Origin of the sequence: Glutamicibacter sp. B1, assembly GCF_039602135.1 — a bacterium.
In the GTDB taxonomy this organism is placed as follows: domain Bacteria; phylum Actinomycetota; class Actinomycetes; order Actinomycetales; family Micrococcaceae; genus Glutamicibacter; species Glutamicibacter ectropisis.
In genome coordinates this window covers 814986-832266 of the sequence record NZ_CP125942.1, presented here as the reverse complement: position 1 = coordinate 832266, position 17281 = coordinate 814986, and the positions used below count along the sequence as shown (strand labels likewise).

Below are 17281 nucleotides of genomic sequence, written 5' to 3'. Positions count from 1 at the left end.
AACCTCGCTACATGGCACACTCAATTCATGGGAATTGTGAGCCTGAGCGGACATCTTATCTGCGCCAATCAATCCGAAGCAGATGCCGTCGTTGAGTTGTTGCCAGAGCATATTCGGCTCACTCGACAGGAGCCTGGTTGCCTGTCATTTCAGGTGACACCTGCACAGGATCCTTGGACGTGGATCGTTGCTGAAGAGTTCACTGATGCACAAGCTTTCGAAGCCCATCAACAGCGCGTCAGAACAAGCTACTGGGGACAAGGCACCGCCGGTATCAAGCGCGAATACCGCATCGAAGGCCTCTAGCGCGGTGCCACGCTAACCATCTGAACTAAGGTTTCCCGGTGATCTTATCGGCGATACGCGCCAACGGGGATGAGCCCTCGCGGCCTTTGAGCTCACTACGATCGGCTTGAGAATAGGCAGCGTAGAGCCCCTTGGTTGCCAACCAGCGTAAGGGTTCTGGCTCCCATTTGCGCACCTGATGGTTGACCCACGGCAGCTGAGTCAAGGCGGTGTCGTGCCCCAAAATGAGGTCTCTTAAAGTGCGTCCAGAAAGATTGGTCGTCGCCACACCAGTGCCAACGTAACCACCGGCCCAACCAATTCCGGTGTCTGGATCGAGCCCGACAGTTGCAGCCCAGTCGCGCGGAACGCCGAGCACCCCAGACCACGCATGAGCAATTTTGGCGTGTTGGGTTTGGGGGAACATGCGATGCAGAACTTCGCTCAGACCGGTAACGGTGCTCTGGGGTGTGATCCCGTCTAGGTCTGTTCGCGAACCGTATTTGTAGGGGACTCCACGTCCGCCGATCGCGATGCGATCATCGGCGGTTCGCTGCGCGTACATGTAAACGTGAGCGTAATCCCCCAACACTTCCCCGGCGCTCCAATTCAGCTCATCCCAGACTGATTCGGCCAACGGTTCAGTCACGATCATGGAAGAGTTCATGGGCAACCAAAGTCGGTGATGTCCGGCCAATTGGGCAGTAAACCCTTCGGTAGCCCGAACTATGTACTGCGTGTTGACCGTTCCCCCGTCGAATTCCAGTTGCCTGGGGCGGATCGTTTTCACTCGGGTATTTTCAAAGATTTTCACCCCAAGACGTTCGGCCGCCTCAGCTAACCCTCGCACGAGTTTCGCTGGATGAATTCTGGCTGCATGAGGATGCCACAGGGCAGCCCGTGTTCCTGCGACGTTGATCTTATTTCGAGCTTCTTCGGCCTCTAAAACCTTGCTATCTGTATGTTGCCAAGAACTAGTGGCACGGGCATGCTCGCGCAGACGCTGTTCTTGAGCCGGCGTGTAGGCCACCTCAAATTCGCCACCGCGCAGAATATCAGCGTCAATATTTTCTTCAGCACAGATATTGATAACTTCCTCAACGGTCTGGTTCATCGCCAACTGGAAGTCGTTGATCTCCTGAATGGAGTGCGTGGTGCGGTAATGATCGGGGCCAGCGGTAATGGTGTTGGTCAGCCAGCCGCCGTTGCGTCCCGAAGCGCCATAACCCACATGGCGTGCTTCAAGCACCGCGATGTTCAAGTCTGGTTTTGCTTTGGCCAGATAATAGGCAGTCCATAACCCAGTAAATCCGGCACCAATGATGGCCACGTCGACGGTGCTATGCCCACGAAGTTCGGGGCGCGGCTCCGGGACACCTATTTGTTCCCACCAATGCGATACCTGGCCATTGAGCATGCGCGGATCACCCAAATTTCCTAAATGAATTGCTTTCACCCAGCGTTGTGAAATCAGCCTATGACCAGTTTCATTGCACGACAAGAGCAATCAAGGAATTTAACTTTGTGGTGACACCGACGACATGCAGTTCAGCAAAGTCGCGGCTTATTCACTCAAGGAAATATGTGCACCGGCGGCCGGTGCAGTGACAGGAATGGTCGCTACGCCCACCTCGTCACCTAGTTGAGCCATAACCTCTTCGGCGTGCTCGTCATCGCTGACCAAGAGTGCCAGAGTGGGACCCGAACCGGAAACCATAGCTCGTAGCGCACCGGCTCCCTCAGCAAGATCTCGCATGGTGCCCAGTTCTGGCGCCAAGGCCAAGGAAGCCTGAGTCAGATCATTGGCAAGTACTTGCGCCAATGCTTTCGCATCCGAAGCCATCAACGCTTCAATGACGGCCGGGTCGATTTCTTGTGGAACCTCGATATCCATGCCGGCGCGCAGTCGGTCCAGCATGCCATAAACTCGCGGAGTGGACAGTCCATAACTGGCAGGGATCAACACCCAATGAGTCTTAGCCCGGGTAAGCAAAGGCGCCAGCTGGTCCCCCACACCAAGGCCAATGGCGGCCCCTCCCATGAGGGCGAATGGAACATCTGCACCAAGTCGCGCTCCTAAACGTCCCAGCTCTTCGCGATCAAGGTGGGTTTCCCACAGCTCATTGCAGGCAACGAGGGTTGCTGCAGCATCGGCCGAGCCACCACCCATGCCCCCGGCGATGGGCACACGCTTGGTAATGTGCAGGTCGGCACCCAAGGTGGTGCCAGTGTGCTCGCGCAAAAGCTGAGCGGCCTGATAGACAAGGTTTCCTTCGCCCAGAGGAAAGTTCTCCGGGTCGTGTACCACTGGCGAATCTGGTTCCAGACTCAGTTGCAGTTCCCCATCGGTGCGCAGGGTGGCTTCAATTTGTTCGGTCAAAGACACCGCCACATACAGGCTTGCCACTTCGTGGTAGCCGTCCTCGCGAGGCGGTCCAACCCGAAAATAGCAGTTGATCTTTCCCGGAGCTGTGGCAATAACGCGTTGCTTGGCCATGCTTAGCTCTCGCTAGCCGGCGCGTCTACCGGTACGTCTTCTGCGGCTCGAGCGATCGCAATGTACTGCTCAATATCGAGCTTTTCGCCGCGTTCCTTCGGATCGATGCCGGCAGCAACCAGAATCTTTTCGGCGCGCACGCCAGAGCCAGCCCAACCCGAGAGCGCTGCACGCAGGGTCTTACGGCGCTGAGCAAAAGCGGCGTCGACAATAGCGAAGACTTCCTTACGATCCGGGGCGTCGCTACGGTCCTTGTCACGCGTGAATGAGACGAGGCCTGAATGAATCTTTGGTGCTGGCCAGAAGACATTCATGCCGATCACTCCGGCTTTGCGCATGGTTCCGTACCAAGCACCCTTGACCGATGGGATGCCGTAAATCTTGGTGCCCGGTGTTGCACTCATGCGATCGGCAACTTCGTCTTGGACCATGACCAAACCATTGCGGATGCTTGGGAAGTGTTCCAGCAGGTGCAGCACGACCGGCACGGCCACGTTATAGGGCAGGTTGGCTACCAACGAGGTCGGGTTATCTGGTAGTTCGGTGACTTTCATGGCATCACTGAGAATGACGGTCAGGTCCTCTTCGCGTCCTGGACGGAATTCGGCCATGGTCTGAGGCAAACGTTGTGCCAGTGGTGGATCAATTTCCACGGCAACAACTTTCGCGGCTGCGTCCATGATGCCAAGGGTCAATGAACCAAGCCCTGGCCCGACCTCTAGGACGGTCTCCGAGGGGTCAACGTTAGCGGAGGCGACAATGCGACGGATGGTGTTTCCATCAATCACAAAGTTCTGCCCCAACGTCTTGGTAGGGCGGATTCCCAGCTCTTCGGCCAGACGACGGATTTCGGTGGCCCCAAGTAGCGGCAAAGATTCCTTAGACATCACAGATCCAATTCTAGTTCAGCCAGATAGTTCCAAACATAACAACGCGACGCGTCCACCGTGATGGTGAACGCGTCGCGTCGTTAGGTTTCTTGCTTTTTAGCGCAGGCCCAGCTTTGCCGAGCAAGCTGGCCAGTGTCCCCAGCCGCCGGAAGCGCGAAGCTTTTCAGCCGCTGCGATCTGCTCTTGTGGGGTGGCCTGGTGTGGCAGAGGTGCGTACTTGGTACCGCCAACTGCTCGCCACGACGAAGCCGAGAACTGCAAACCACCGTAGTATCCGTTACCGGAGTTAATGGACCAGTTACCACCGGATTCACACTTGGCCAATGCTTTCCACGTTGCCGAAATGTTGCTGGTGTCAGCCGATTTCTTAGAAGAGGATTCAGAGTTTTTCTCGTCGTCCTGCTTCTCTTCTTTCTTTTCTTCTACCTTGGTGCCCACCTTGATGACTTCTGCCACTGGTTCCTTGGTCACCTTGGACTTGAGGACTTCTTCCTCGCCCTTCTTGCCATTGCGGGTTTCCTGGCGGAGGGTGAGTTCGCGCTCGCCCTTTTCACCTTCGGTCTTCACTTCGGTGTCACCCTTAGCCAAAGTTTTGTCATTGACCTTTTTGGTGTCGAAGTCGATGTCGCGAGTCTCGTCCCACGTCTTAACGTTGACCTCGATGACCTCTACTTCTACGCCGGCTTTGATGGCGGTGCTGTCTTTGACGTTCTTGTCAGTCTCATCATCCGCTTTGACGTTGACTTCATCATTGTCATCAACCTTGATGTTCTGCTCAGCTAGCAGCTCCTTGACGGTTGATGCGGTGGTGGAAACGGTCTTCTTCTTGTCATCCACAATTAAGGTGAGATCTTGCGGAGTGATCACTTCGAGCTGGTCGCTCAACGCGCTCAGTTCCATGTTTTCATCGAGGGAAACTTCGGAACCCTTTTTAAGGTCTAGCTGGTCGATCACATCTGCCACGGTCATTCCCGTGGTGTGCACTACGCGCTCGGTGCCATCAACGGTCACCTCAACGGATTTGTTGCGCTTGATATCGATCTTCTGATCATCGGAAAGACTGGAATCTAGGGACGCTGAGATTTCGTCTCGTTGATCCAGCGAGATTTCCTGCTGGTCCAGCAGGGCGCTGACAGTTGCGGCTCGGGTAGTGACTTCTTGTTCATCCCCGTCGACGGAGATAATGACCGACTTTTGGCCAGCAACATAAAAGACGGCGCCGGCGATAACCACGGCCACGGCGAGCGCCTGGGCCAGGTATTTCACCCAGCTTTTCTTGAGCAAGTGAGTCACGGTAGTGAGATCCCCATCGTTTATTGGCTCACGCCCTGAAAACTATTTCAGTCATTCTCGTCGAGCCCAGCAGCCCTCGCTGCCCATTTATCAATCTGTCTATGCCGTCTTTCCCGGATGCAACAAGGTGCGAGGATCAGGCTGCCTAGACCCGCCACTACCCTCAAAGAAGGCAGGAAAGATCTCAAACATCTCATCCACCGTAACCGAATTGTTATATTCGTGGCAAGTGTCCTGTAAGGAGAGGCACAGCTTGCGGGTCTAAAATTCCCCGTACACCTCGCGAGTATTCGCATCAATTTGTGTGCAGAACTCGGCGAGATCAACACCCTTAGTTTGCGCCATGAACCGAGCCGTATACGGAATCATGTAGCTGGCATTGGGGCGTCCACGGTAAGGGTGTGGGGTCAAGAATGGGGCATCGGTTTCCACAAGTAGTAGCTGTGGGTCAGCCACTTCTAGTGCGGCCCGCAAACCGTGCGAGTTTTTGAAGGTCACTGTTCCGGAGAATGACATGTACCAGCCATTGTCGTTGCAGATTTTTGCCAAGTCTTCATCGCCAGAGAAGCAATGGAACACGACTTTTGACGGTAATTGTGAGCTCTTGAGTACTCGGACAACGTCCTCGTGCGCATCGCGATCATGAATCTGGACAGCTTTATCCTGTTCGACGGCAATGCGCAGATGTTCACGGAAAGAATGTTCTTGAGCATCGCGACCATCTTCTGCGGTGCGGAAGTAGTCGAGTCCGGTCTCGCCCAGTGCACGAACGCGAGGGTTTGATGCGAGTTCTTCGATGCTCTTGATGGCGTTGCCCAGTTCGCCACGCTCAGCTAGACGGGCCGCATCGTTGGGGTGAATCGCGACCGCCGCCAAGATATTTGAGTACTCGTTGGCTACTTCCACCGCATATTGGGAAGAAGGCACATCGCATCCCACCTGAATAAGTCCTTTAATCCCGACAGCGTTGGCTGCGGCCAGTGCGTCCGGTACAGATACTTTCACGGTGCCGTCGAGAAAATCTAAATGGGTGTGGTTGTCGACTACAGCCACAGGAAGTGCTTCTGGCGCCTCGGGGTACTGCAAGTTTCCCTTGCTCCCACCCTTTTCATTGTTGGCATTGCGCGCACGGCCCGCTTGCTCTGCCAGTTCCTCAGATTCACTAGGGCGGTATGCCTCGGGAACTCGAGTGATGTCGGTGTCCGACTTCTTCTTTGACACGGTAATCCTTTGCGCTGATATAACTGCTACCCACTGCTCGTTTTATTGTGTCACCAACACAGAGTTCTGCTCCAATCAATCTCCGGCACGGGCCAGATAAGCCTCTTCTGTTGGATAAAAGATGCCCATATGATAATCATCAAGAGTCTGTTGAACGCCTCAAGATGCGAAGTATCTCGCGGCTGAACCATTGCGCAGGAGGAACTTCGAATGAGTGCGAACCCGACGATGCCATCGCTGGATTCTACGTTCCAATCAAATTGCCAACGTATCTTTGACGCAGTACAGCAAGTCATCACGGGAAAACCCGAGGCCATCACTAATGCTCTTACGGTACTTCTAGCCCAAGGACACTTGCTGCTAGAAGATGTTCCGGGCGTCGGAAAGACCATGTTGGCCAAATCGTTGGCCAAGAGCGTGAATGGTTCGGTGCACCGCATCCAGTTCACGCCTGATTTGCTACCCAGTGATGTGACCGGCGTTTCTGTCTATTCGCCACAAACTCACGAGTTCACCTTTCATCCCGGCCCGATTTTCGCCAACATCGTCATTGCCGATGAAATCAACCGTGCCAACGCCAAAACACAATCTGCCTTGCTTGAGTGTATGGAAGAGACTCAGGTTACCGTTGATTCCATCACGCACCCTTTGGAACAACCGTTTATGGTCGTGGCTACCCAGAACCCAGTAGATTCCGAAGGAACCTTTGCTCTGCCCGAGGCGCAACGCGACCGTTTCATGGGACGTATCTCTTTGGGATACCCGCAGCGGGAGGCCGAAATATCGATGATCACCGGCCACCACCATCACGAGCCGCTGGAAACCCTATCCCCCGTTTTACAGCTGTCTGATCTGCAGCAGATGATCGAACAGGTCAGCTCGGTCACCGTCACCGAACGCTTGAGTTCCTATGTTGTGGATTTGGGGCGAGCTTCCAGAAACCATCCACACATCCAGCTCGGTGCTTCACCGCGCGCACTGATCCAGTGGGTTCGGGCTGCCAAAGCGCGCGCGGCCATTAATGGCCGGGACCACGTGCTGCCAGAAGACGTGCGCAGCGTGGCACAGATGGTGCTCAATCATCGTCTGATCCTCACTCGACGTGCTGTTGCCGATGGGGTGGATACCCAAGACCTCATTCAGGAGCTGCTCGCCAGCACACCGGTGAGCTAGCTGACCTCTGATGGAGAAGATTCCTCGTTTCGACTCGCGCAATGCTTTGTCGTGGGTTCGTTCTCAAAGCTCTAGCCCAGCAGTACTACGGCGCTTACGTCTTGAGCTACTGACCGTACGTGGATGGTGCACGCTGGGTGCCGGAGTCCTCCTAGTATTTTTGGCCCACCTTTTAGGCCGCCATGAACTCATGGCGTTGGGTATCAGCCTGATTGTCTTAGCGGTAGTCAGCTGGTTTTTCACCCTGAGCCTGCGTGGACGCACTAGAGTCCAGCGACGCTTACTCTCCACGAATCCCAGCGTCGGGGAAGTCTGTAAAGTTCAATTGCACTGTTCAGAACAGGCCATGATCCAAGAACAACTTCCAGAAAGTTTCGGGCCTGGCCCGGTCCTAGACTCTCCCGGCGATCTGGAATATGAGCTCATCTTTGGTACACGAGGAATTCACCAACTAGGACCTGCCCAACAGGTTGTCTCCGACTCTTTAGGACTGGTCAAGGGACTGGTCAACACCGGCGAAACTTTGGACGTCCCTGTCCGGTCCGAACTCATTGACCTGCACCGTTTCGCATCTCTTGGTGAGCAGTTACTCACCGGAGACGCCCGACATTCACGGAGCACTACCGCAGACTATTACGACGTCGCCATCCGCGACTACCAACAGGGTGACTCCATTCGGCAGGTCCATTGGAAAGCCAGCGCCCGTCAAGGCAAACTCATGGTCCGACAAGAAAACAACGTCGCCACGGCTCAAGCACTGCTGATCTTGGACACTACTTTTGAGCATTGGTGCCACAGCGGTGTTGATCTTAGGCTTTCCATCCCGGGCAGGAACGAAGACTTCCCGAGCAGTCGCCGCTTTGAAACTGCGCTGTGCCTAGCAAGCAGTATTGGTTCACGCTATGCCAGCAGCGGCTATCAGCTCTCGTTCCGTGATCTCAGTGGAACCCCACTGATTGAACAGCATCAGCAAGCGACATCAGATGTCATCGCCCAATCAAACTTCGATTTGTTCCATGCTGCCACTGCTGACTTATCCCTGAATAATGACGGGATTGATGCTACTTCCTCAGAGCTGTTCAGCGACCAACTGCATAAGGAGCTATTAGCGTTCCGCGACGAACCAGTCATCATGATCCTTGGAGAGCTCACCGTTGGCCAGGCGCGAAGGCTCGCTACTTTGGCTCGCACGGTACGTCATGCTGAGATCTTCCTACTTGTAGCACATCCGGAAAGATACGATGCGGTGCATCAAGAACTCGCCGGTACCGGGTGGAAAGTTCATTTGCTCTCTGGATCTCTCGGTGCGGAACAGATGTGGGGCGCATAATGACTACGCAGATAACGGACACCCCAACACCACAACGCGCCGATGATCAAGAGAGTCGAAAGATGCCTCAGACTCCGGTGATAGCAAATCTCCTCCCACGGGTATTGGCCGCAGTGTGTCTGGCATTGGCCGTCTTGGCCGGGACTGCATCTCTTACCGGGGTCGTTGAGGGATTCTCATGGTTCCCCTACTTACTCCTACCGGTTTTTACCATTCATCTGCTCGGCGCTCTCATCCGAAGCGTTCGTGTCATTCGTTGGCTGGCGCTGCCTGCTACGGTTTTGGCCGCCATCGTTGCCATCGCTAACCACGATGCGATGACCGCAAATACCTATGGTTTCTCGGCTACACAATGGTTCTTCTCCGCTCTGTCAGAGGCGGGGATCCAATTAGCTACACAAGTTCCTCCGGTAGCCAGCTCCATTTACGTAGACTTCGCCGTTCTTGTCCTAGCGATGTGCGTCAGTCTCATCGTGGAACTCTTGGCTACTTTCCGCCGTACCGCCTTGTTATCCATCATTGTGTTGTCTTTCGCCCCGATAGTTGCTTCCTTATTCAAACAAGAGGGAGCGGGAATCGGTTACCTCGCGCTTCTGCTTATCGGGATCTTGGGTTTTGTGGCCTTGTTACCCCACATCTTCAAACACAACTCCAGGTCATCAAGTTGGACGGACTATCGCTGAGCCGAAGACGCTGGGAATCTTTGGTATCACGGTGCTGGCCTGTGTTGGATCATTAGTCGCCGCAAGTGCCTGGATGCCCGGTTTCCGCACCGGAATGTTCCCCGAAGGCCAACGCCCTTCCGGGGACTTACTAGCCAACAATGTTGACCCACTAATCAATTTGGGCCGAGACCTTCGGTCCAATGGATCCGACCCGTTCTTGACCTATTACACGACGGCAGATCAGGCGCCTTACCTACGCACGCAGGTCATCAGGAACCTCACCGGTGAACGCTGGGAGCCGAGCGAAGGACTCTTTCATTCCGACTACTATGGCGACGTTGCGGTAAACAACAATTTCTCAACGTTCAGTAGCACCGAAGAAGTTCTGCAGATGACCTGGCCCAAAGGTAATAGAAATCCGCTGTTGCCCCTGCCTGACCGCAGTTACCTGGTCAACGGCATTGTCGGCGATTGGACGTGGACCCACGAAACCTCCACCGCCCGCCTCAGCGGCGACGCTCTAAGCGCAACGAATGACGTTTCAGTCGCCTACTCACAACTGAACGTCACCCCACAAGTCGTTGAATACCTTAATCAGCTGGTCGAAGGCCAAGATACTTTCATCGCTGATGATTACACCCAGCTTCCCCAAGATCCTGACAATACGTTGCAATCCCTGCTAGACGAAACTCTTCAGGAAGCTTACAAACAGGGCAGTTCCCCCAGAACTGATCTGGAAAAAGCAGTCGCCCTCCAAGATTTCTTCCGCTCAGGGAATTTCGTATACTCCGAACGCACTCCCCTTCGGGAAGGATACGACGGAGCCAACGCCGAAGTAGTCAAAGCCTTCCTTGCTCGCCGTCAGGGGTATTGCGTGCATTTCGCATCGGCTATGGCCTTACTAGCCCGTGAAGCCGGAATCCCATCACGTATTGCCGTGGGCTATGCCCCAGGTGTTGCCACCGGCGAATCCATCACGACTGACAGTTCTGAGGCGGCCAGTGCGCTGACCAACAGCCTTGAAACGGGAACCGAGCTCAAAGGCTATACCGTCAGTGGGCAGCAGGCTCATGCGTGGCCAGAGTTGTACTTGGACGGTATTGGCTGGGTTCCTTTCGAGCCAACTCCAGGGCGTGGCTACACGCCAACTTACGCGCCGGAACCTACACGAGCCGTCACTGAACAGGAAAGTACTGCACCTGAAGTACCCACTACGCGTAGCACCCCATCAAGTTCCGAATCGCCGTCCGAAACGCCACAAGCTACGGCGGGGACACAGAGTAGCGATGACAGTACCGCGATCTGGCTTGCCCAACTGATTATTCTGTTGGTCATTGCAGGATTATGTATCGCACCATGGCGCCGGCATCGGGCAAGACAAAAACGCTTAGAGGTGATCCGGGCAGGAAATCAGGAATCTGCGCAGGCGCTGTGGAACGAACTGCTCAGCGTCGGAATGGATGCTTCAGTTCCGTGTGGAGTCCACGAATCGGTGGGAGACTACCTTGTGCGACTGGCCGATGACCATCCTGGACTCACCAAAGAATTGAGTATGCTCCAACGAGCTATCGAGCTCAGTTTCTATGCCTCACACCATGTGCAAGAGCAGGATGCCCCAGGACTTTTGGACGCCTTACATGAGGTCCAAAATCAGCTTCGACGCCAGCTGCCGTTGGGCCGTCGAATCCTCAGTTTCCTTTTCCCTAAGTCCGTGAATTCGGCACCGGGTGACAGGAGAAAAGTTCAGCAGTCCACTGGTAAATAATGTCTTTAAGACAGTTCAGGCCCAGCCAAATGGCTGGGCCTGAACTGTCTATGAGCATCGTTTGATGCTTAGTAATTACTTCTTGGCTGCGTATGGATCCGCGATACCGATGTACTGCACGGTGGTGTATTCAGCCAAACCTTCGGCGCCGCCTTCACGACCCAGGCCGGACTGCTTCACGCCACCAAATGGTGCTGCAGCGTTGGAGATGACACCGGCGTTGAATCCGACCAGGCCGAATTCAATCTGCTCCGAAACGCGGAACATGCGGTTGAAATCCTGCGAGTAGATGTAGGACGCCAAACCGTACTCGGTGGAGTTAGCCAGCTTGATGGCTTCTTCTTCCGAGGTGAAGGTGGTTACTGGGGCCACTGGGCCGAAGATTTCCTGGGTCAGGATCTTGGCATCGTTAGCAACATTAGCCAGCACGGTTGGCTGGTAGAAGTAGCCTGGGCCTTCTACTGGTGCGCCACCGGTAATAGCGGTTGCGCCAGCGCTGACGGCGGCTTCCACCAAGGCGTGAACCTCGTCCCGAGCCTTCTCTTCAACTAGTGGGCCTACCGTGGTGTCGGCTTCGGTGCCGCGACCTGGCTTCAGCGCCTTCATCGCTGCAGCAAACTTCGCGGTGAACTCTTCGGCAACATCGGCGTGAACCAAGAAACGGTTCGCTGCGGTGCAAGCCTCACCCATGTTGCGCATCTTCGCTGCCATGGCGCCTTCAACCGCTGCATCCAGGTCAGCATCTTCGAAGACGATGAATGGAGCGTTACCACCCAGTTCCATCGAGGTGCGCAGTACCTTGTCTGCAGCATCCTTCATCAGCTGCTTGCCCACTGGGGTGGAGCCGGTAAATGAGACCTTGCGTAGGCGGTCATCCTGCATCAATGGGCCGGAGATCTTCGAGGCTGAAGCACCGGAAACCACGTTCAGCACACCTGCTGGCAGGCCAGCTTCCATCATGGTGGCGGCGAACAGCTGGGAAGTCAGTGGGGTCAGCTTGGCTGGCTTGAGCACCATGGTGCAACCTGCGGCTACTGCTGGGCCAACCTTGCGGGTAGCCATTGCCAGCGGGAAGTTCCATGGGGTGATCAGCAGGCATGGGCCTACTGGCTTGTGGTGAACGAGAACCTTGTTCTTGCCCTCAGGGGTGGTGACGTAGCGGCCATAGTGGCGCACGGTCTCTTCGGAGAACCAGCGCAGGAACTCTGCACCATAGGTCACTTCGCCGTAGGCCTCAGCCAGTGGCTTGCCCATTTCTAGGCTCATCAGCAGGGCAAAGTCATCTTTGCGTTCGGTGACCAGGTCAAAGGCGCGGCGCAAGATTTCAGCACGCTCGCGTGGTGCGGTCAAAGCCCATTCAGCCTGAACTGCATCAGCTGCGTCCAAGGCGGCCAGAGCATCTTCGCTCGTAGCGCTGGCCAGGGTCAGCAATTTTTCTCCGGTGGCTGGATCCAGCACGTCAAACGTGCCGCCATCCGAGGCATCGCGCCATTCGCCATTGATCAAAAGACCGGTTGGAACCTTTGCAAGCAGTTCTGCTTCGCGCTGGGCAGTGATCGACATACGCGCATCTCCTGAAACTCTAAATGAAACTAATCGTCGTTGATGCCTACGCTATTCTCGGCACAAGCGAACTGTAAATCGCCCTGTGCACTATAAAAGCGCAGATTCATTGTGCAATCAGCCTATGCGAATTTCGCTATTAATCCGCTTCGTGACGTTGCGCCAAAACAGCTTCATAAAGATCGCGCTTTTTCACACCGAACTTCTCAGCGATTTCACCAACAGCTTGCTTCATTCGAGTACCTTGCTCCACCAGTTCAGCGACCTTGGGCAAGAGCTCTTCAACCGTGGCAGGCTCTGCTGCTTGCGCACCATGGACCACCACAACAATCTCGCCCCGGACCCCTTCTTCAGCCCATTGTTTCAGCGCACCGAGAGAGTCGCGACGGACCTCTTCAAACTTCTTGGTCAATTCTCTGGCGACCGCTGCCTGGCGGTCTTCACCGAAGGCTTCGATGGCTGCTTCTAGGAAATCGCTGAGGCGGTGTGGGGCTTCAAAAAACACCATCGTGCGTTCTTCACTCAGCAAAGAATCCAGTCGCTTGCGTCGTTCCCCTGCCTTGCGTGGCAAGAACCCTTCAAAGGTGAAACGTCCGGTGGGAAGCCCCGATAGTGACAGTGCGGTGAGAACAGCCGATGGCCCCGGCACCGCAGTCACCCGAATACCGGCACTCAGTGCGGCAGCCACCAGCGGGTAGCCGGGATCAGATACGGCGGGCATTCCGGCGTCGGAGACAACCAGTACGGTGGCCCCTTGGGCGGCGAGGTCGATGACTTCTGAAAGTTTGTGTGCTTCGTTGTGCTCATGAAGACTCATGACCTTGGCAGTGATCTTGATTCCCAGCGCTTGGGCCAGGTGATGGAAGTTCCTCGTATCCTCGGCCGCGATAATATCCGCGCTGGCCATTATCTCTCGTAGACGAGGCGAAGCATCGGATAGATTGCCAATTGGGGTAGCACCGAGGACGATAACGCCCTCATTCTCTGAGATCTGCACAATCTTAAGCCTACGCGAAGTACGAAAAGACCACATTCCTCCGCTTACGCCGGTAGCATGATTTGGTGATGGGCATCTCGACTCTTAACTCCGCGGATACTGGCCACGTTCGCTCCATGCGACAGGCCTTCACTTTCGAGAGCCTGAAACAGCGGCTTCTCCCTACCGTTACGCTCAGCGGACCACTGCTGTGGATCATCCCGCTAGCGGTAACGTTGCTGGCCGGCCTCCTGCGTTTTGTTAATCTTGCGCATCCGCACATGCTGATCTTTGACGAGACCTATTACGTTAAAGACGCGTTCTCACTGTTGCAAAGTGGTTATGAACGCGAATGGGCTGACGATAGCGACGCACAGTTCATCGCCGGTGATCCGCAGCTGACGAACGACCCATCTTTTGTCGTACATCCGCCCTTAGGCAAGTGGCTCATCGGCCTGGGGATGTTGCTCTTCGGTGACTTCAACGGCTTCGGTTGGAGATTCAGTACTGCTCTCTTCGGCACCCTTTCGGTACTGCTTGTCACCCTGTGCGCTCGATTGCTTTTCGGTTCACATACCTTGGGCGGTATCGCAGGGCTCTTGATGGCCATCGACGGTCACTCCATCGTGATGTCGCGTTCCGCGCTCTTGGATATTTTCCTGATGTTCTTCGTGATCGCAGCGTTTTATGCGTTGCTCAAGGACCGAGTTCACGGGCGCACCCAATTAGCTAAAAAACTTTCCGTGCCTGCTGGTAATAGGCCCGATGACTTCCTGCTCGCCCAAGGCCCGATGATCTGGTGGCGCCCCTGGCGACTAGTTGCCGCGGTGATGCTCGGTGGCGCTGTGGGTATCAAATGGTCAGCATTGTCCTTTGTTGCTGTTTTCTGCATTATGGCAGTGCTGTGGGACTTTGCTGCACGGCGCACCGCGGGGATCCACCACTGGCAGCGGGCAGCTTTCACCCGCGATGGAATCTACTCGTTCTTCACGATGATTCCGCTGATGCTCATCACTTACCTGTCGACCTGGACTGGTTGGTTAATCACTTCCGGTGGACGCTATCGACAGTGGGCGAAAGAGCACCCCGGTGAAGGGGTCAGTTGGCTGCCCGCACCGTTGCGGTCGCTGTGGCACTATCACCAGGCAGGCTATGAATTCCATACTGGACTGACCTCAGAACACGGCTGGCAGTCCTCGCCATGGACTTGGCCTTTTGCCGGCCGCCCAGTGCTGTTCTACTTTGAAGGTTACGACCAGGGCGTGAACGGTTGCGATCTGAAGCGTTGCACCGAAGTCATTACAGACCTACCCAACCCTCTGTTGTGGTGGGCTTGCTCCATCAGTATGTTCTTGTTGATCCTGTGGTGGATCGGCGCCCGCGATTGGCGTGCCGGTGCGATCTTGTCTTCGGCTGTGGCTGGCTTCCTGCCGTGGCTGATGTATCCAGAACGTACGATGTTCTTCTTCTACACCCTGCCGTTGGTTCCGTTCATGATTCTTTCGTTGACGTATATGATTGGCAGGTTCATTCCGCGTGAGCCAAACAGTGGTCCCGTCTACCGAGCACGCATTATCGTAGTCACCCTCGTGATGGTGTTGTTCCTACTCACTTCGGCTTTCTTCTGGTCAATTTGGTCGGGACAAATGATTGCAGATGACCTGTGGCGAATGCACGTGTGGATCCCTAGCTGGGGCTAAACAACACTACACACTGGTGCTTATGCCATGAATTAGGCCACTTTGACCGTTTCGATTCCCAAAGGATTTTGTCTTCCATGCAAGAAGTATCAGTCGAGCTACTTACTGAGTTAGCGCCAGAGGTTAATACGACGAATCTTCTCCTCGATCGGGTCGCAGCAGGTGCAGACCAACCGTTGTTTCGTGTGCAGCGTGAGGACACCTGGCATGATGTGAATGCAAGAGACTTCCTGAGGGATGTGAAACGACTGGCCACCACCCTGATCAACGACGGGCTTCAGCCAGGAGACAAGGTCGCGATCGTCTCGCGCACGCGCTACGAGTGGGCCTTGGCAGAAGAAGCGATCTGGTTTGCTGGTGGCGTCTCAGTGCCCATCTACGAAACGTCTAGCCCTTTTCAGATCGAATGGATCCTGCGCGATTCTTCAGCCCGCGTCGTCTTCGCTGAAGATCATGACTTGCGCGCCAATGTGCGTCAGGCCGTGGCGCAATTGGGCGAAGAAGTTCGCGTCCATATTTTTGAAGGATCAGACCGGGACGATAAGTCACTGATCCCTTCGGCCGGTTTACATCACTTATTGGTAGATCCCCAAGAAGTTGATGAGCAGCTCATCGAATCCCGTCGTTCCTCGATGAAACTCGATGATGTAGCCACCATGGTCTACACCTCTGGCACCACAGGACGCCCCAAGGGATGCAATATGTCCCACTCTAACTTCGCGATGGTTGCCCATAACCTGGCCGGGCACATGCTCGATATCCTTGGCGATCACCGTCCTACTTTGATGTTCTTGCCGCTGGCCCACGTGCTAGCCCGTGCCGTACAGCAGACCTGTATTCACGGTGGCTCGATCATTGCTCACTCCAGCTCCATGGCCAACCTCGTTCAAGATATGGCAGCCGTGAAGCCTGGATTCTTGCTGGCAGTACCGCGCGTGTTCGAAAAGATTCGCACCACCGCACTGGCCTCGGCCGAGAGCAGCGGCAAAGCAGAGCTATTTTTGAAGGCAGAGAAGACCGCCATCGAGGTCTCCAAAATCCGTGATGCCCGAACCCGCGGGCTCAAAACACGCATGCCACTGTCGCTTCGTGCCCGCCATGCACTCTTCAACAAGGTGCTGTATCCAAAGCTACGCGGCGTCTTTGGCGGAGAGTGTGGCTACGCGATTTCTGGTGCCAGTGCCCTGAACGAAGACCTGGCGCACTTCTTCCGTGGCGCCGGTATTCAGCTGGTCGAAGGTTATGGGCTGACCGAGACCACCGCACCTGCCACGGTGAATCAGGCCTCCCGCACCCGAGTCGGCACGGTAGGACGCCCTATCCCCGGAACCAGTGTCAGGATTGCCGAGGACGGCGAGATCCTGATCAAGGGAATTGGTGTCTTCTCCAGCTACCACAACAATCCCAAGGCCACAGCAGAAGTCTTTGACGCTGAAGGATACTTCAAAACCGGTGACACCGGTTTCCTAGATGATGACGGGTACCTCAAGGTCACCGGACGCAAGAAGGAACTCATTGTCACTGCCGGTGGCAAAAACGTCTCCCCCGGCCCCCTAGAGGAAATGGTCCGTGCAGGACGTATCGTGGCCCAGTGCGTGCTCGTGGGTGAGCAACGTCCGTTCATCACCGCCATGGTGACCTTAGATCGTGAAGAACTGGTTCTTTGGGGCAAAGCCAAGGGGCTTGGAAAACTGACTTTGGAGCAGGCTGCCGTGCACCCCGAGGTCATTGCCGAGGTTCAAAGCTACGTGAACACCGCAAATCTTACGGTGTCTAAGGCAGAATCTATCCGTAAGTTTGTGGTCCTCGATGAGGAATTCACCGAGGCTTCCGGTCACCTGACCAATTCGTTGAAGCTCAAACGCCAGCGCGTCCTCGATGAATTCGATGATCAGATCCAAGCGCTCTACACTAAGTAGACCG

Annotated in this window: 14 protein-coding genes; 7 read left to right on the top strand and 7 right to left on the bottom strand. The window is 55.3% G+C overall.

Annotated elements, in window-relative coordinates; translation table 11 throughout:
* The first annotated feature begins 27 nt into the window (after positions 1 to 27).
* On the top strand, positions 28 to 306 hold the full coding sequence (locus tag QMQ05_RS03825) for a putative quinol monooxygenase (protein WP_345473150.1): 279 nt from the start codon (positions 28 to 30) through the stop codon (positions 304 to 306).
* Positions 307 to 331: 25 nt separating this feature from the next.
* Here QMQ05_RS03825 and QMQ05_RS03820 read toward each other — a convergent pair whose 3' ends face one another.
* The 5 genes from QMQ05_RS03820 to QMQ05_RS03800 all read right to left on the bottom strand — a co-directional run bounded on the left by QMQ05_RS03820 (position 332) and on the right by QMQ05_RS03800 (position 6186).
* Positions 332 to 1702, bottom strand: coding sequence for an NAD(P)/FAD-dependent oxidoreductase (locus QMQ05_RS03820; protein ID WP_345474619.1), 1371 nt, complete (start codon positions 1700 to 1702; stop codon positions 332 to 334).
* Between the two features lie 147 nt (positions 1703 to 1849).
* Positions 1850 to 2782, bottom strand: a complete 933-nt coding sequence (locus QMQ05_RS03815) for a 4-(cytidine 5'-diphospho)-2-C-methyl-D-erythritol kinase (protein WP_345473148.1) — start codon at positions 2780 to 2782, stop codon at positions 1850 to 1852.
* Positions 2783 to 2784: 2 nt separating this feature from the next.
* Entirely contained in the window at positions 2785 to 3669 is an 885-nt protein-coding gene (rsmA, locus tag QMQ05_RS03810) for a 16S rRNA (adenine(1518)-N(6)/adenine(1519)-N(6))-dimethyltransferase RsmA (RefSeq protein ID WP_345473146.1), read from the bottom strand.
* 99 nt (positions 3670 to 3768) lie between these two features.
* Positions 3769 to 4965: a transglycosylase family protein gene (locus QMQ05_RS03805; RefSeq protein ID WP_345473144.1), complete on the bottom strand. Its 1197-nt coding sequence runs from the start codon at positions 4963 to 4965 to the stop codon at positions 3769 to 3771.
* Positions 4966 to 5226: 261 nt separating this feature from the next.
* Positions 5227 to 6186 carry a TatD family hydrolase gene (locus tag QMQ05_RS03800; protein WP_345473142.1) on the bottom strand — a complete coding sequence of 320 codons (960 nt, stop codon included), beginning with the start codon at positions 6184 to 6186 and terminating at the stop codon, positions 5227 to 5229.
* Between the two features lie 210 nt (positions 6187 to 6396).
* Here QMQ05_RS03800 and QMQ05_RS03795 point away from each other — a divergent pair, with 210 nt between their 5' ends.
* The 4 genes from QMQ05_RS03795 to QMQ05_RS03780 all read left to right on the top strand — a co-directional run bounded on the left by QMQ05_RS03795 (position 6397) and on the right by QMQ05_RS03780 (position 11119).
* Positions 6397 to 7359 (top strand): AAA family ATPase, encoded by a 963-nt coding sequence (locus QMQ05_RS03795; protein WP_345473140.1) that lies wholly within the window; start codon positions 6397 to 6399, stop codon positions 7357 to 7359.
* A 10-nt stretch (positions 7360 to 7369) separates the two neighbouring features.
* The gene (locus tag QMQ05_RS03790; RefSeq protein ID WP_345473138.1) at positions 7370 to 8689 is read left to right on the top strand and encodes a DUF58 domain-containing protein; all 1320 of its coding nucleotides are present in this window, start codon (positions 7370 to 7372) and stop codon (positions 8687 to 8689) included.
* Entirely contained in the window at positions 8689 to 9372 is a 684-nt protein-coding gene (locus QMQ05_RS03785; RefSeq protein ID WP_345473136.1) for a transglutaminaseTgpA domain-containing protein, read from the top strand. The genes QMQ05_RS03790 and QMQ05_RS03785 overlap by 1 nt, the downstream gene beginning before the upstream one ends.
* A 73-nt stretch (positions 9373 to 9445) precedes the next feature.
* Positions 9446 to 11119: a transglutaminaseTgpA domain-containing protein gene (locus tag QMQ05_RS03780; RefSeq protein ID WP_434063169.1), complete on the top strand. Its 1674-nt coding sequence runs from the start codon at positions 9446 to 9448 to the stop codon at positions 11117 to 11119.
* Positions 11120 to 11194: 75 nt separating this feature from the next.
* Here QMQ05_RS03780 and QMQ05_RS03775 read toward each other — a convergent pair whose 3' ends face one another.
* On the bottom strand, positions 11195 to 12682 hold the full coding sequence (locus QMQ05_RS03775; RefSeq protein ID WP_345473132.1) for an NAD-dependent succinate-semialdehyde dehydrogenase: 1488 nt from the start codon (positions 12680 to 12682) through the stop codon (positions 11195 to 11197).
* 139 nt (positions 12683 to 12821) lie between these two features.
* Positions 12822 to 13679 (bottom strand): 16S rRNA (cytidine(1402)-2'-O)-methyltransferase, encoded by an 858-nt coding sequence (gene rsmI / locus QMQ05_RS03770; RefSeq protein WP_345473130.1) that lies wholly within the window; start codon positions 13677 to 13679, stop codon positions 12822 to 12824.
* A gap of 68 nt (positions 13680 to 13747) precedes the next feature.
* Between rsmI and QMQ05_RS03765 the strand changes: the two genes are divergently transcribed.
* Together QMQ05_RS03765 and QMQ05_RS03760 are read left to right on the top strand one after the other, a co-directional pair.
* On the top strand, positions 13748 to 15358 hold the full coding sequence (locus QMQ05_RS03765; protein ID WP_345473128.1) for a dolichyl-phosphate-mannose--protein mannosyltransferase: 1611 nt from the start codon (positions 13748 to 13750) through the stop codon (positions 15356 to 15358).
* Positions 15359 to 15435: 77 nt separating this feature from the next.
* Positions 15436 to 17277 carry an AMP-dependent synthetase/ligase gene (locus tag QMQ05_RS03760; protein ID WP_345473126.1) on the top strand — a complete coding sequence of 614 codons (1842 nt, stop codon included), beginning with the start codon at positions 15436 to 15438 and terminating at the stop codon, positions 17275 to 17277.
* Positions 17278 to 17281: the final 4 nt, after the last annotated feature.

Coding starts and splice junctions, on each gene's coding strand:
- QMQ05_RS03825 (WP_345473150.1), top strand. CDS start 28: ATGGGAATTGTGAGCCTGAGCGGACATCTTATCTGCGCCAATCAATCC.
- QMQ05_RS03820 (WP_345474619.1), bottom strand. CDS start 1,702: ATGCTCAATGGCCAGGTATCGCATTGGTGGGAACAAATAGGTGTCCCG.
- QMQ05_RS03815 (WP_345473148.1), bottom strand. CDS start 2,782: ATGGCCAAGCAACGCGTTATTGCCACAGCTCCGGGAAAGATCAACTGC.
- rsmA (WP_345473146.1), bottom strand. CDS start 3,669: ATGTCTAAGGAATCTTTGCCGCTACTTGGGGCCACCGAAATCCGTCGT.
- QMQ05_RS03795 (WP_345473140.1), top strand. CDS start 6,397: ATGAGTGCGAACCCGACGATGCCATCGCTGGATTCTACGTTCCAATCA.
- QMQ05_RS03790 (WP_345473138.1), top strand. CDS start 7,370: ATGGAGAAGATTCCTCGTTTCGACTCGCGCAATGCTTTGTCGTGGGTT.
- QMQ05_RS03785 (WP_345473136.1), top strand. CDS start 8,689: ATGACTACGCAGATAACGGACACCCCAACACCACAACGCGCCGATGAT.
- QMQ05_RS03780 (WP_434063169.1), top strand. CDS start 9,446: ATGCCCGGTTTCCGCACCGGAATGTTCCCCGAAGGCCAACGCCCTTCC.
- QMQ05_RS03775 (WP_345473132.1), bottom strand. CDS start 12,682: ATGTCGATCACTGCCCAGCGCGAAGCAGAACTGCTTGCAAAGGTTCCA.
- QMQ05_RS03765 (WP_345473128.1), top strand. CDS start 13,748: ATGGGCATCTCGACTCTTAACTCCGCGGATACTGGCCACGTTCGCTCC.
- QMQ05_RS03760 (WP_345473126.1), top strand. CDS start 15,436: ATGCAAGAAGTATCAGTCGAGCTACTTACTGAGTTAGCGCCAGAGGTT.